General features: G+C 34.0%; 12 protein-coding genes. 9 read left to right on the top strand and 3 right to left on the bottom strand.

Translation table 11 applies throughout. From position 1 onward, the window contains the following. Window positions 1-15: 15 nt before the first annotated feature. The 9 genes from uxuA to AAEO57_RS00980 all read left to right on the top strand — a co-directional run bounded on the left by uxuA (window position 16) and on the right by AAEO57_RS00980 (window position 12,585). Complete coding sequence (uxuA, locus tag AAEO57_RS01020) at window positions 16-1,170, top strand: mannonate dehydratase (protein WP_341688830.1); 1,155 nt, start codon at window positions 16-18, stop codon at window positions 1,168-1,170. A gap of 135 nt (window positions 1,171-1,305) precedes the next feature. Further along, window positions 1,306-2,898, top strand: coding sequence for a family 43 glycosylhydrolase (locus AAEO57_RS01015; RefSeq protein ID WP_341688593.1), 1,593 nt, complete (start codon window positions 1,306-1,308; stop codon window positions 2,896-2,898). Between the two features lie 543 nt (window positions 2,899-3,441). Further along, complete coding sequence (gene galA / locus AAEO57_RS01010) at window positions 3,442-6,264, top strand: beta-galactosidase GalA (protein WP_341688591.1); 2,823 nt, start codon at window positions 3,442-3,444, stop codon at window positions 6,262-6,264. A gap of 102 nt (window positions 6,265-6,366) precedes the next feature. Continuing rightward, entirely contained in the window at window positions 6,367-7,236 is an 870-nt protein-coding gene (locus AAEO57_RS01005; protein ID WP_341688589.1) for a helix-turn-helix domain-containing protein, read from the top strand. Window positions 7,237-7,468: 232 nt separating this feature from the next. Beyond that, window positions 7,469-7,876: a cupin domain-containing protein gene (locus AAEO57_RS01000; RefSeq protein WP_341688587.1), complete on the top strand. Its 408-nt coding sequence runs from the start codon at window positions 7,469-7,471 to the stop codon at window positions 7,874-7,876. Window positions 7,877-7,962: 86 nt separating this feature from the next. Further along, window positions 7,963-9,018, top strand: coding sequence for an NAD(P)-dependent alcohol dehydrogenase (locus tag AAEO57_RS00995; protein ID WP_341688585.1), 1,056 nt, complete (start codon window positions 7,963-7,965; stop codon window positions 9,016-9,018). A 444-nt stretch (window positions 9,019-9,462) separates the two neighbouring features. Continuing rightward, window positions 9,463-10,044: a DUF4136 domain-containing protein gene (locus AAEO57_RS00990; protein WP_341688583.1), complete on the top strand. Its 582-nt coding sequence runs from the start codon at window positions 9,463-9,465 to the stop codon at window positions 10,042-10,044. Window positions 10,045-10,176: 132 nt separating this feature from the next. Further along, on the top strand, window positions 10,177-11,349 hold the full coding sequence (locus AAEO57_RS00985; RefSeq protein WP_341688581.1) for a helix-turn-helix domain-containing protein: 1,173 nt from the start codon (window positions 10,177-10,179) through the stop codon (window positions 11,347-11,349). A gap of 69 nt (window positions 11,350-11,418) precedes the next feature. After that, a complete protein-coding gene (locus AAEO57_RS00980) occupies window positions 11,419-12,585 on the top strand; it encodes a BamA/TamA family outer membrane protein (RefSeq protein ID WP_341688579.1) in 1,167 nt (388 codons plus the stop codon). A 71-nt stretch (window positions 12,586-12,656) separates the two neighbouring features. Here AAEO57_RS00980 and AAEO57_RS00975 read toward each other — a convergent pair whose 3' ends face one another. The 3 genes from AAEO57_RS00975 to AAEO57_RS00965 form a co-directional block, all read right to left on the bottom strand. Next, window positions 12,657-13,418 (bottom strand): porin family protein, encoded by a 762-nt coding sequence (locus AAEO57_RS00975; protein WP_341688577.1) that lies wholly within the window; start codon window positions 13,416-13,418, stop codon window positions 12,657-12,659. Between the two features lie 9 nt (window positions 13,419-13,427). Next, on the bottom strand, window positions 13,428-14,552 hold the full coding sequence (locus tag AAEO57_RS00970) for a hypothetical protein (RefSeq protein WP_341688575.1): 1,125 nt from the start codon (window positions 14,550-14,552) through the stop codon (window positions 13,428-13,430). 219 nt (window positions 14,553-14,771) lie between these two features. Beyond that, complete coding sequence (locus tag AAEO57_RS00965; RefSeq protein ID WP_341688573.1) at window positions 14,772-15,176, bottom strand: hypothetical protein; 405 nt, start codon at window positions 15,174-15,176, stop codon at window positions 14,772-14,774. Window positions 15,177-15,183 lie beyond the last annotated feature (7 nt).

Here is a 15,183-nt window from a genome sequence, read left to right as displayed (position 1 = left end):
AAAAGCATGAATAGAATGATACAAACGTGGAGATGGTTCGGTCCGAATGATCCCGTAAGTTTACAACATATCAAACAAACCGGTGCTACCGGAATCGTAACAGCTCTGCATCATGTTCCTCACGGAGATGTATGGACAATTGAAGAAATTAATAAAAGAAAAGCTGAAGTTGAAGCATACGGACTGACATGGGATGTGGTAGAAAGTATAACGGTTCACGAAGATATTAAAACAAAAACCGGAGATTATCAGCTTTATATCGAAAAATACAAAGAAAGCATCCGTAACGTTGCGGCCTGTGGAATAAAAATTATTACATACAATTTCATGCCGGTTAATGACTGGACAAGAACGCAATTGGATTATGTAATGCCCGACGGTTCCGAGGCTTTGTATTTTAACTGGGTAGATCTGGCCATTTTTGATATTTATATTTTAAAAAGAGAAAATGCAGAAAGTAGTTTCCCTGAAAACATCGTTGCTAAAGCAAAAGAACGTTTTAACTCGTTAAACGAAGAGCAGTTACAAGCACTTTCTGATGTGGTTATGTTTGGAATTCCGGGAGAAAAAAAGATGACTGTTGCCGATATGCAGGCAAAGTTAAAACCTTATAAAAACATTGACAGAGCCGCTTTAAGAGAAAACCTTAGCTACTTCCTGAATGAAATTTGTCCTGTTGCTGATGAAGTTGGAGTAAAACTGGCGATTCATCCGGATGATCCTCCTTTTGATATTTTAGGATTACCGCGTATCGTAAATTCAATGGAAGATTATGATTTTATTCTTTCAAAAGCGCCGTATAAGTCAAATGGAATTTGTTTTTGTACCGGTTCTCTTGGAGCTTCAGAAAAGAATAATTTGCCGGAAATAGTAAAAGCTTTAGGTGATAAAATACATTTTATTCACTTGCGAAATGTACGCAGGGATGAAGAAGGGAATTTTTTCGAAGCCGATCACTTAGACGGAAATGTGGATATGTATGCAGTAGTTAAAGAGTTGTTGCTAATACAAAAAAACAATAACCTTTCTATTCCGTTCAGACCTGATCACGGACACCAAATGTTAGATGATTTAGGAAAAGTGAATAATCCGGGTTATTCTGCTATCGGAAGATTAAGAGGTTTAGCCGAATTAAGAGGGCTTGAAGAAGGTATTATTCGATCACTTTAATTCAGTTGTGATAAAGTAAAAAATCTTCATTAGTTGTAGATTTATAATAAATAAGTCATATAGGTACATTTAAAAAAAGATGAACTTATATGACTTATTTCATATATACAAGATTGTAATAAAAAACATAAAGATATGAAAATTAAGAAAATACACTCTGCTTTAATGATGAGTTTTTTGGCCTTAAGTTGCATTACGAATGTGAATGCACAAAAAGACAATATTAAAAATGATGTTTTTTGGAACACAAAAGACGGGCAGCCACTAAACAGTCAGGGTGGAGGTATTTTTAAGTTTTCAAAACCGGTTGAAGGAGTGCAGAAATATTACTGGTACGGCGTAAATTATGAAGAAGCTGATATCTACAGAAATGCCCCATATATCACATTGCCAAATGCCACATTTAAATCGGTTCCCTGTTATAGTTCAACCGATTTGGTAAACTGGACGTTTGAAGGTGATGTGGTAACCAAAGATGATGTAAATAAATCAGGTAAAACCTGGGTTGGCCGTTTAGGAGTAGCGTACATAAAAGAACTGAATAAGTATGCCATGTTTGTGCAGCATGATAGTGAAGTACTGATTATGCTTTCAGATTCTCCAACAGGTCGATTTGTCTGGCATCAGAAAATAAATATGGAAAAAATGATCGGGACTAGCAATACAGGCGATCAGACCGTATTTACTGATGAAGATACTGGAAAATCATACTTAATCTACTCTTATGGAAAAGGTAGAAATAAAATCTACGTTTCAGAAATTGGTATTAAAGACGACAAAGTAAACCTTTTAGACTGCACGCAGGTTTTTCAAGGCGAAAGTCGTGAAGGAAACTGCATGTTCAAGTACCAGAATAGATACTATATGTTTGCATCTAATATATATGGCTGGGATGCTTCGTTTGCCTATTATTTAGTTGCCGATGATATCAGAGGACCTTATCTTCCAGCAAATGATATGTTAGTTATGAAAGGCGCTTCAGATGATTTTGCGCATGTTTCACAAACCGGTTTTTTCTTTTCTGTAAAAGGAAGTAAGCAGGAAACCATAATGTACTGCGGAGACCGATGGGCAGATTTTGCAGGCAATGGTTTAGGATATAATCAATGGTGTCCTTTATCATTTGATGGAAAAACGCCTTATTTTAATTCACTTAGCTCATGGAATATCAATGCTAAAACAGGTGAATGGAAAGTTGCTAAGGATAATAATTATGTTAAAAACGGAAGTTTTGAAGCAGATCGAAGACATATTCCGAGTCTTGTAAAACCTGTACAAACAGAATTGACAGGATGGACAAATGAGGTTATCGAGGGAAATAAAATTAGTCTGGATACTTTAACTTCTCCGGTAATCAATTATTTCAATACTGAAAATGACAGAAAGATTGTAATTGGTGAAAAAAGTTTAAATATTACCGATAAGATTAATTTTAAACGAAAAATTTCTCAAACCATTACTCCATCGCCTTATGTAAAACTCGAAGATGGTTTATACACGCTTACAGCTAAAGTTAAGAACACTAAAGGTTTTAAAGGCTTAGAAATGTATGCTTTAAGCAATGGTAAAAAACTTTCATACAATATAAAGGAAGAAAATGCATCATGGAAAACCATAATCATAAAAAACATACCTGTTAAGGCAGGAAAAGTTGAGATTGGTTTTTTGTTTGATGGAGAAGCAAAGGCTTCCTGTCAGGTTGATGATATTTCATTGGTAAGAAAATAAAAAATTAGTTGATATAATTGGAAACAGGTGTCAAGCTGAGCGGAGTCGAAGCCCTTTCTAACATAGAAGCCTTCGACTACGCTCAGGGTGACAGTATTTATTAAATTAGATTTTAATCCGTTGAAAAATGCGCAATCTTGTCATTTCGACGTAAGGAGAAATCACACAAGTAATTTCGACAACAGTGCTCTACTTCAGTGATTTCTCCTCCGTTGAAATGACAAACTATACCGATAAATATTCTTATGAAAACAATTGTCCTAGCCCCCGATTACTTCACTATACTTTTATTTTCATAGGAGTTCAGTGAACTTCGTTTGAAGTGAAAATCCTTTTGTGGCGGGGTTCGCCATAAAAGATTGAAACGGATAGCGGGATCAGCTTCTTAAAATTACCATTAAACATGACTAAATGGTAAAATTTGTAATTCAGTTTTTAATCATTAAAATTCATTAAACTTTGATAAAATACTATTAATTCCGGTGCTTTTAAAAAGGTATATTTATGCACTTTACACAACCATCAAATTAACCGTATTTATTTATGAAATCAATTTTTCTTAATCGATTTTTTATCTGTTTTACTTTTTTTATATCTTTCTGTATTTCAGCACAAAAGCAAGCTGAAAGAGATCAGATTTTAATTGATAAAGACTGGCGTTTTTCGTTTGGTCATTTATACGATACTCAAAAAGATTTTAATCATGCAACAGGCTATTTTTCGTATTTAACCAAAACAGGATTTGGAGACGGACCAGCAGCACAAAATTTTGATGACCGGGCGTGGCGAAAATTAGATCTTCCGCACGATTGGGCTGTCGAGCAGTCATTTAGCGAAAAAGGCAGTTTCAGTCACGGATTTAAAACAGCGGGAAAAGGTTTTCCTGAAAAAAGCATCGGCTGGTACCGAAAAAAAATCAATATTCCGGAGAGTGATAAAGGACGAATCATTTCTTTAAAATTTGATGGCGTTTTTAGAAATTCTAAAGTGTTTTTCAATGGCTTTTTTCTCGGGACAGAAGAAAGCGGCTATAACGGATTTGAATATGATGTTAGTGCTTATGTAAATTACGGCGGAGAAAATACGATTGTTGTGCGTGTTGATGCTTCGATGGAAGAAGGATGGTTTTATGAAGGTGCTGGAATTTACAGGCATGTGTATCTGAAGAAAACAAATCCGATTCATGTAATTGCAAACGGAACTTATGTAACCTCTGAAATAAAAGAAAACAATGCTGAAGTTACAGCCGAAATTACTGTTGAAAATAAAGGCAATTATAAAGGTCAAATCGAAATTCTTCAAAGTATTTTAGATGCATCCGGAAAACAAATTGCAAACATTTCCCAAAATTTTAGTGCTCCTGATTTTTATAAAACATCGAATTACAGTTCAAAATTACAAGTTAATAATCCATTATTGTGGGATATTGAAAACCCGAATTTATATCGCTTGATAACTGAAATTAGGCAGGAGGGGAAATTAATTGACCGCTATGAAACTGCTTTCGGAATCAGAACAATTCGGTTTGATGCTGAGAATGGTTTTTTCCTTAACGGAAAACCTTTAAAATTAAAGGGAACCAACAATCATCAGGATCATGCCGGAATTGGAACAGCTTTGCCCGATGAACTGCAATATTACCGAATCAAAAAGCTGAAAGAAATGGGTTCGAATGCCTATCGTTGTTCACATCACCCGCCTACACCAGAATTGCTTGATGCCTGTGATAAACTAGGCATGCTCATTATTGATGAAACCCGTTTGATGGGAATTAACGATTATCACCTGAATGATTTAAAACGAATGATAGAGCGTGACCGCAATCACCCGAGTATTTTTTGCTGGTCGGTTGGAAATGAAGAATGGAATATTGAAGGCGGAATTGTAGGTGAACGCATTACCAATGTCATGCAGGGATTAACAAAAAGTATCGATCCGACAAGACCTGTTACGGTTGGAATAAGCAGTGGTTTTAAAAGCGGAATATCTTCTGTGGTGGAAATTATGGGTTATAATTATCTGGGCAACGGAGATATTGATGCACATCGAAATCAATTCAAACAACAGCCTGGAATGGGTACAGAGGAAGGCTCCACGTTTGCAACACGCGGTATTTATTTTGATGATGAAGCCAAACATTATAAAAGTGCTTACGATAAAAAACCACGCCCAACATTTTACAGTATCGAAGAAGGATGGAAGTTTTATGCAGAGAGACCATATTTAGCAGGAATGTTTATCTGGACAGGTTTTGATTATCGTGGAGAACCAACACCTTATGGCTGGCCATCGGTTACTTCATATTTTGGAATGATGGATGTTTGCGGTTTCCCGAAAGACAATGTTTTTTATTTGAAATCATGGTGGGGAAGCCAACCGATTTTGCACATTATGCCACACTGGAACTGGAGCGGAATGGAAGGCAAAGATATTGATGTCTGGGTACATTCAAACTGTGATGAAGTCGAACTTTTTCTGAATAAAAAGAGTCTTGGTAAAAAGAAAATGGAGCAAAACAGCCATTTAGAATGGAAAGTAAAATATGCACCAGGAACTCTTGAAGCAATTGGCTATAAAAACGGCAAAAAAATACTTTCTGAAGTTCAAAAAACTACAGAAACACCTCGAAATATAAAGCTTTCTGCAGATAAAGAAAATCAGCCTAATGCAAATGTTGTAATTGTTACGGTTGAAACCACAGACAAAAAGGGATTGCATGTACCAACAGCGAATCATGAGATTACATTTTCTGTAAAAGGAGGAAAGATTTTGGGTGTTGGAAACGGTAATCCAACTTCTTTAGAGAAAGACCAATTTATAGATAATATTGAACTTGTACCGATTACGAATTTTGAAGAAAAGAAATTAGCATCAGCAAATGCTTCAAATCAAATTTCTTCTGATGATAACAGCTGGAAAGAAGCTTTTAAAGATCGCGATTATAAAAATCAGGCTCCGGCATATGTGTATCGTGGTAAGTTTGAATTAAGCAACAATTTAAGCACAAATACAGTTAATTTCTTTTACAAAAAAATAGGTACAGATGCAGTTGTTTTTGTAAACGGAAATAAAATTGCTGTAAGTGCAGAGGACGATCAAAAGTATGTTTTGAATAGCAATGTTTTAAAGCAGGGAACAAATACCATTCAGATTATTGCACCGCCTTTACAAAAAGTAAAAGACTGGGATGTGATGAATACCGATCCGGGAATTATTCAGGTGATTACACCGGCAGAAGCATGGAAAAGAAAACTTTTTAATGGATATGCTCAAATCATTATCCAAAAAGAGGAAAATGCTGCAGAAATAGCTTTATCGGCTACAGCCAATGGTTTAAATACAGGCACTTTAATTTTGAAAAAATAGTTTTAGGGTTCAGTTTTTTGCAGCGCATATAACTTGAAACATGAAACTAAACAAAACTAAAACAAGTAATCTTTGTTTGTTTGATTTTCATAACTTTGCAAAATGAATAATCAGACAGAAACTCAGAATTGCGATTTTACTTCAGATTTAAAGCTGAAAGGTTTTAAAGTGTATCAAATAAATGGAGATTTAAGCAAAATACCAGTTTACAGCCGTCGCGACTTTTATAAGATTTGTATCAATACCAGTAAAAGTATTATACAATATGCCGACCGCGGAATAGAAACCGACGGCACCATTCTGTTTTTTGGTAATCCCATTATTCCTTATTCATGGGAAACTGTTTCTGATCGATATGAAGGATATGCCTGTGTTTTTACAGAAGAATTTTTAAAAGCAAAAGATCGTTCCGATACACTTCATGAATCGCCTTTGTTTAAAATAGGAGGAACTCCAATTTTTTCTTTATGTGCTGAACAAAAGAACTTTATTGATTCTTTATTTCAAAAAATGATAAAAGAATATGAAACAGATTATGTTTTTAAAGACGATTTAATGCGAAGTTATATTAATCTGATTATCCATGAATCGATGAAAATGCAGCCTTCGGAAAACTTTTTCAAACATAAAAATGCTTCTTCGAGAATCACATCATTGTTTTTAGAGCTTTTAGAAAGACAATTTCCTGTTGAAACAAAAAATCAGCCATTAATCTTAAAAACACCTCAGGACTATGCTCAAAGTCTTTCGGTACATGTAAATCATTTAAATCGTTCGGTTAAAGAAATAACCGGAAAATCGACAACAGCACATATAACAGAAAGAATTATCGGAGAAGCAAAAGCACTACTGCAGCACACAGACTGGAGTATTGCTGATATTGGCTACTCACTCGGATTCGAATATCCAAGCTATTTTAATAATTATTTTAAAAGACTTACAGGAACAGTTCCGAAATCACTTCGAACGTAAATTGTTTCAATTTCATAATTTTTTGTTTGAATATTGTTATTTTCAAGAAGTATTGTTGCCCTAATTTTGCTTCTGAAATTACAATATAAATCATTTATCAGTTCTTAACAGACTAAATAATACTTCATAAAGCGGTTTCTAGCTTTCTTAAATTTAGTTTTCTGATTTTGATACTGTTAATTGATGTATAGTAATTTCAAATAAATTTAATCTCAAAAAAACAACTAAATTTATGTCAACAAATTATTCAGCTGTTATTGAAGAAGGAAAAGTCCCGAATACTTATATGACGGGTGACGTTTCCTATAAAAAACAAACCAGTGATATCCATCCGAAAAACACTCTGATTAAGGAAGTTACTTTTGAGCCTTGCGCAAGAAGTAATTGGCATAGCAACGCAGGTCTGCAGATGCTGATTGCAAAAGAAGGAACTGGATTTTATCAGGAAAGAGGATGCGCTGTCCGAAAACTTCAAAAAGATGAAGTTGTGACAATTTTGCCGGGAGTAGAACATTGGTATGGAGCTACGCCATTTGACAAGTTCTCGTATGTTGCCATTATCACAGAAATTGATAAAGGTCACGGAACCTGGTTAGAAAAAGTAACCGATGGAGAATATTATCTTTTAAGTAATGACTAAATTTTTTTAAGTTACTAAGAGACTAAGATTCTAAGTTTTTAAACTTGAAATCTGAAACTTCAAACAAACTAAAAGACAAAAACTATATGGAAACAAAAAACATAAAAGCCTTTGGCACAGAAGCTGCCGAAGCACCATTACAAGTATTAGATATCAAACGCCGTGCAGTACAGGCACATGATGTAGAAATTGAAATTTTATATTGCGGAATCTGTCATTCAGACCTTCATTCGGCCAGAAACGAATGGCATGGAACAATTTATCCGATAGTTCCGGGCCACGAAATTGTCGGACGAATTGTAAAAGTGGGAGAGCATGTTAAAAATTTCAAAGTTGGAGAACTTGCCGGAGTAGGCTGTATGGTTGATTCATGCAGGGAATGTGAACATTGTAAAAACGATTTGGAACAATTTTGTGACGAAGGAAGTATATTGACTTTTAATTCTCCGGATGCTCATTTAGGAGGGCAGACTTTCGGAGGCTATTCAGAAAGTATTGTTGTGGATGAAAACTATGTATTGCATATTTCAGACAAACTTGATCTTGCCGGAGTTGCTCCGTTGCTTTGTGCCGGAATCACAACTTATTCTCCATTGAAACACTGGAAAGTCGGCTCAGGACAAAAAGTGGGTATTGTAGGTATCGGCGGTTTAGGACACATGGGAATCAAATTAGCAAAAGCTATGGGGGCTCATGTGGTAGTTTTCACAACTTCATTGTCTAAAACTGAAGATGCAAAACGTTTGGGAGCTGATGAAGTAGTTTTATCTACAGATCCGGAACAGATGGAACAGCATGCGAGAAGTCTGCATTTTATTTTAGATTGTGTATCGGCAGAACATAATATTGATTCTTATCTAAATCTTTTAAAGGTTGATGGAAATATGGTTTTAGTTGGAGCACCAATGGAACCGCTTCCTGTAACATCTTTTAGTCTTATATTAGGGAGAAGAAGTTTTGCAGGTTCAATGATTGGAGGAATTGCAGAAACTCAGGAAATGCTCGATTTCTGTGCAGAACACAATATTACTGCGGATATTGAATTAATTGGCGTAAATGATGTTAATAATGCTTACGAAAGATTGTTAAAAGGAGATATCAAATATCGTTTTGTAATTGATATAGCTTCTTTAAAAAGCTAGCATATAGCAATTTATATATTATTTTTTTAAAGCTGTATCCTTTTTGGATACGGCTTTTTTTATGTTCAATACAGATAGGTTTAGCCCGTTATTCTTCAATCATAAATTTTGCATTATAGAAAAATCATGATTTGTAAGAAGTTTTATTGTTTCAAATTATAAAATGAAACAACTTGAAACGTTGTAAATAGTAATATTAGAGATTGTTATAGTTAAATTTGTTTAAATCGATAAAGATATTCCTGTTTGAATTTTTTTACGTTTTTTATGCTAATTGAATAAAATACCCTATCTTTGAGTATATAGTAAATGTTTTATTTTCAGGGTATTTATGTTTTTTTAACAATTGTTTAGTATGATTAAACCTTCATTTTAAGGTTTAGTAAGAATTCTATAATTTTCAGGTTAAACTAAAGTTAATTACTAATTTAATAAATGTCAAAAATGAATTTCAAAAAAAAGAATCTTCGTATAATTCCAATATTTTTATTGGGTTTGTTTTTCAGCTGTTCTCCAACAGTAAATGTTACAAAAGACTATGATCATTCAGTCAATTTTAGTGAATTCAAAACATTTACAGTTTATGATTTGAGAGCACAGGAAGGCCAGGTAAATCAACTGAACGTAGATCGTGTGGCAAAAGCTATTCGTGCCGAGATGACTGCAAAAGGTTTTACAGAATCCACAAGTAACCCTGATTTAAAAGTAAATGCTGTTTCTATCTTAAAAAACAAAACTTCGGTTACTGCAAATTCAAATTATTATGGTTACGGAGGTATGTACCGTCCTTACGGATATTGGGGAGGCGGTGGTATGATGGCCAGTGGTACTACTACATTTAATAGTTATGATTATGTTGACGGATCGTTAATTATTGATATTGTTTCTACAAAAACAGATAAGCTGGTTTGGCAGGGTATAGGCAATGCTGAAATTGACAGCAAGCCGGACAATCCTGAAGAATTTATAAATGGCGCGATCAAAAAAATTCTGGAAGGTTTTCCACCGGGCGCAGAAAAAAAATAGTTTAGTACAAAATAAAGTACACAAGGCAGTTATACTTATTTGTGTTTTTGCAAATAAGTATAAAGCCTTTGATAGTTCAAATTTCTTATATTTTAAATTGGGAAATATATTGTAAAATTAAGTTTCAAAGATATGCTGGATATTGTACTTTCTCTCTTCTTTTTTATAGCAGCAATTGTTGGATTTGCAACATCGTTTATGGTTCTCTTTTCGAAGAAAAACTATTCTAAAAGCTTTTTTTTAGGCTTGTTTCTTTTTAGTTTAGCTGTTGTAAGTGTTTATAATTTTTATTTATCTGCAAATATTTTTAAACAGTTTCCGGATCTGTTAATGATTACAAAATCCTTTATTTTTTTAGTAGCACCTTCTGCTTTTTTATATGTCAGAAGTGTTTTATTTTCAGACAGGATATTTAGAAAATACGACTGGCTGCATTTTTTACCCTTTATATTCTATTTTAGTTTAACTTTTATTGTATGGGTCGATAATTATATAAAGCTTCCTCTAGCAGAACATATATCAGTAAAAATAGACAATCCTTTTTCTATGTTGAGCCTTAGTATTTGGCTCATATATGCTTTTTGTCAGACAATGATGATTTTAAATTACGATTTAAAAAAAATTAAACTGAATCAGCTAGCCAAAATAAAAGTTTTCAGCTGGATCAGGCTTTACAATTTGATTATATTGTTTCTTTTTTCGGTACTATTTGTTCATTATTTTTTAATTAGCAAAATAGAAGGAGGAGATTTTGCATGTTATATTCTGATATCATCTGTTCTTATTTTTACAGTTGGGTGGCTTTATTTTAAGCCACAAATTTTTTATGATGACTCATTAGAGAGCTTTAACCTTATAAAAGAAAATTCCCAGTTAAATAAAACCGCTGAAAGTATAAATACTTTGTCATTGGTTAAAGAGTTAACACCTGATAAGAAAGAAGAGTATTTGATAATACTTCAAAATGTTTTCACAAATCAAAAATTGTTTTTGAAAAAGGATTTTGTAATTCGTGATTTATCTGATGCAACAGGAATCACTGTGCACCATCTTTCAAATTTAATTAATTCAGAATTTAATCTTCATTTTCAGGATTATGTAAATCTTAAAAGAATTGAATATTTTAATGAGAAAATCAATGATCCGGAATGGAAAGATCTTTCTTTGGAAGGCATGGCCTGGGGAGCGGGTTTTAAATCAAGAACCACTTGTTTCAGGGCTTTTATAAAACATACCGGAAAATCACCATCAGAATATTTTAAACTGATAAGAGGTAATACAGAAAAAACAAATGTTATTGTTTAAGAATCAAAGTTTTTGGAAATAAAGTTTGTTGGTTTTCAAATGCATTAATATGAAATCTTAAGATCTATTATGAAAAAAACAAAGTGTTTTCGAAAAACAACTCTCACAATTATTTTTTTTCTTTTGTCATTGAATGTGATGTTAGGACAAAAAGAGGGACGTGTTAGTTTAAAAGATTCTCTGGATGGAGCATTTGATTTGAGTAATTACATTATCTATGCGCATGGTTTTATTGTTGTCCCTACGATTATTACAGAACCCGCACTTGGCGGAATTGGAATAGCTGCCGTTCCTATTTTTCTTAAAAAACATGCTCCTGTAATTGATGAAAACGGTAAGAAACGTCACATAAACCCGGATATTACCGGAGGAATTGGAATGTACACAGGAAATAATAGCTGGCTTGCAGGAGGATTTCGCTCCAGTACCTTAATTAAGCCCAAAATTTTATATCGCGTGATGGCAGCATATGGAGATTTAAATTTATCTTTTTATGAAAATTTACCAAATGGTAATGATAAAGAATTTAAACTCAATTTTAAAACATCAATTTTTTATACGCAATGGTTAAAACAATTTAATAATGCAAAATGGAGTGCAGGCCCCCAGTATCTTCTTTTAAATTCTAAAATTTCATTACCTGACTTCAATGCAGAACTTCCACCTTCTTTTATGAAACCAGAAGATGTTAATAGTTTGGTAAGTCAGTTAGGAGGAGCTGTTCAGTTTGATGGGCGTGATAATATTTTTACACCCGATAAAGGAATTCGCATCCAATCAGATTTTTTCTGGTCTGATAATATGATCGGAAGTGATTATGACGGTTGGAGAGTCAATCTATCTGCAATAGGATATTATCATGTCGCTAAAAATTTAGTTGGAGGATTGAGACTTGAAGGTAAACAGGCATTTGGTGATACCCCTTTTTATCTTTTACCAGGAATTAATCTGAGAGGAGTTCCTGCGGCCAGATATATGGGGAAAACAAGTCTTGTTACCGAAACAGAGTTTAGATGGGACTTGTACAGAAGATGGAGTCTTATGGGATTTGGCGGTGTGGCCAGTGCTTTTAATGACTGGGATAAGGCATTTGCTAAACCTGTAGTTTATAATTATGGAACCGGTTTTAGGTATTTGATAGCTCGTAAATTCAAGTTAAGAATGGGAGTAGATGTGGCAAGAGGACCAGAAGAATGGGCTTATTACATTGTTTTTGGAAGTAACTGGATGCGATGAGAATCGCTTTTTGTACAATTAAAATGCCCTCAGAAGTTTAAATTTCTGAGGGCATTTTAATATTTTAAAGGCTATTTTTTTTCGTCTTCAGGCAAAATAACTTTGTTTTCAGAAGCCTCTTTTTCTGCTCGTCTTTTTGCTGCTTTTCCTTTGCCTATTGGTATTCCTGCTGTTAGATAAAATGACCTGTTATATTGTTTTGGGCTTGAATCTCCTTTCATCAGAGGAACTAAACCATAATAGTATTGAGCTGTGATGTTTAAACCATTTCCAACATTTAGATGATATCCTGTACCAAGGGCAATACCGGCATCAATAACGTGAATTTTGTCTCGAATGTTGTTTTTATAAGTTACATCGTCTCCATCAACTTCTTTGCTGAATTCATCAAAAGCTTTGGCTAATAGTCCGAATTGTGGGCCGGCTTTCAAGTAAATATTATTTTTAAACTGATATTTAATTAAAATGGGGACATTAAAATAACGAATTTCTCTGTCGATAGTACCTCCTTCAAATGTGTTGTCTAAATCCTCATTCTCTAAAGAATACACAGGAATGCCTTTGGCGCCCATTGGCGATTTAACTATTACTCCCGTATTGATCATCCAGGCAGGGTTATTTTTGGATTTAAAATCAAAATAAAAACCCAGATTAAAACCTAAGTTTGTCCCAGATGTTTCCTGATTGGAAATGGTCGAAAAATTAGCTCCGCCTTCTAAACCGAATTCCAAAAAAGGAGAATTAAGTTTGTCTCCAAAGAGCAGCGAAATCAAAACCTGCGAATGTGCTGTAGCAGCACAAAAGAAAGCAACGCTGAGTAAAAACTTTTTCATGAGCATATATTAAAGTCCAAAACGGTACTGAAGGCTTCCTAATACCTGTGTGCGGCTGGCTAAGAAACCACATTCTGCACGAAACATAAAATGCTTATTGAATTGATATTGAGATCCCACAATAAAATTCCACATGTCTTTTGGCCTTTTTTGAAGAGAGTATTGTACAGATGAATTTCCAACAGTACTCAATGCTCCGTCTAAAGTAGCAAAAAAATTGCCTGCACGTTCTAAAGCTCTGTTTGCTATATCATATTTGGCAACATTCACAGGATTTTTTTGCTCAGCTGGTGTCAGACCACTCCACCAGTCATCAACTTTTATTTGACTTTCTCCTACTTTTGCAATACCATCATCTACTTTTTGCTGCGCATTGTCCACATTTATAAAATCAGATAAAGGCAAGTCTCCGTTTGTATCTCCTGAAATATGTACTCTAAATCCTCCAACCCAAACAGCAATGTTTTCATCAGGTTTGTTGAATTTAAAAGTTTTACCTAATCTTGGACCAAAGACATAAGAAAAAGCAGGTTTATCAAGAGAACTGATATCTGTCCATGCCATATTCATATCAAGGGCGAGCCAGCCTCCGCCAATTCCAATTGTAGGAGTCATACCCAGACCAAATGTTGTAGCATTAAAATTGGCCTGAGTGCTAAAACTTGTAATTTCAGACCAGTTGTTGTCTGCTGGATCAGGTAGCCAGATTCCGGCATTAATTTTAGTAGAGGTATTTGCTTTTCCGAAGATTCCGTAAACATTTAAAAAAGGAAGAAGCCAAATATCTGGTCTAATGGTTAGTGCACTTGCTTCGACATAGGATTTTTTAAATCGAACAATTTCATCCAGATTGTATTTTGGTCCGCCATTAAAACCTATTTCCAGATTATTAATAATAATTTCAGATTTTTGCCAAAACCAGTTTACTGAAACACCCGCGGAGTAAGGAAGTTTATAACCTTTTTGAGCGACTTTTTCTCCCCATATAGGTAAAATGTATGGATATTCTTTTACTTTGAGACTGTCTTTAAGCTCCTCATTTTTTTTACCAACTATTTTATCGGTATACACCTGTGCAAAGGTTTGAAAAGTTAAAAGGAAAAAAACGAAAAACATCAATTTACTTACTTTCATAGGGTTTCTTTTTTTAATGAATATTCTACAAACGGCATGTATTCTGAGAAAATGTAATTTTCTTATTTTGAGAACGTTGAAAATATTTATGCTCTGTGTATGCTAAAATTACGTTAAAAAAACCTATTAAAAAAAATGTTTTTTTGATTTTATTTTGAAATAATTAAAAAAAAGAAAGAATTATAAATATTAGTATATAAGTAATTGTTGTACAGTTGTTTATGTTTTTTGTTGTTCTTGGACTTCATTAGTGTCAGTTTCAATTTTTTTGATTTCAACCTTTTCTTTTTTAATAGCCTGCCGTAATAAGGCAAAAAAACTCATGTAGATATTTGCTACAAAAACGAGTGCGAAACCTGCAATGATATATCCTCTCCAGTCTGTTAATAGGAGTTTGAAGTCTGAAAAGAATAGAAAAAAAAGGGTAATGTAGTGACTAAAACAGTATTCGCAGGTAAAAAGATAAAAAAACTTCCTTTTTAATAATTTCTTGTCGTTTTGCGAATGATTCACACACCATTCCCTTGGCTCACGAAATACTTCTTCGTGAGTAACAGTCCAGCTGACACATGCAATAGGAATGGCAAGGGTAAATAACCAAAGGATTTGTGTTGTTAGATCCATTTATCGT

The sequence above is a fragment of the Flavobacterium calami genome (assembly GCF_038290035.1).
GTDB classification, from domain to species: Bacteria; Bacteroidota; Bacteroidia; order Flavobacteriales; family Flavobacteriaceae; genus Flavobacterium; species Flavobacterium calami.
Note: the sequence above shows the minus strand (reverse complement) of the source record. Positions and strands in the feature narration are given on the sequence as shown.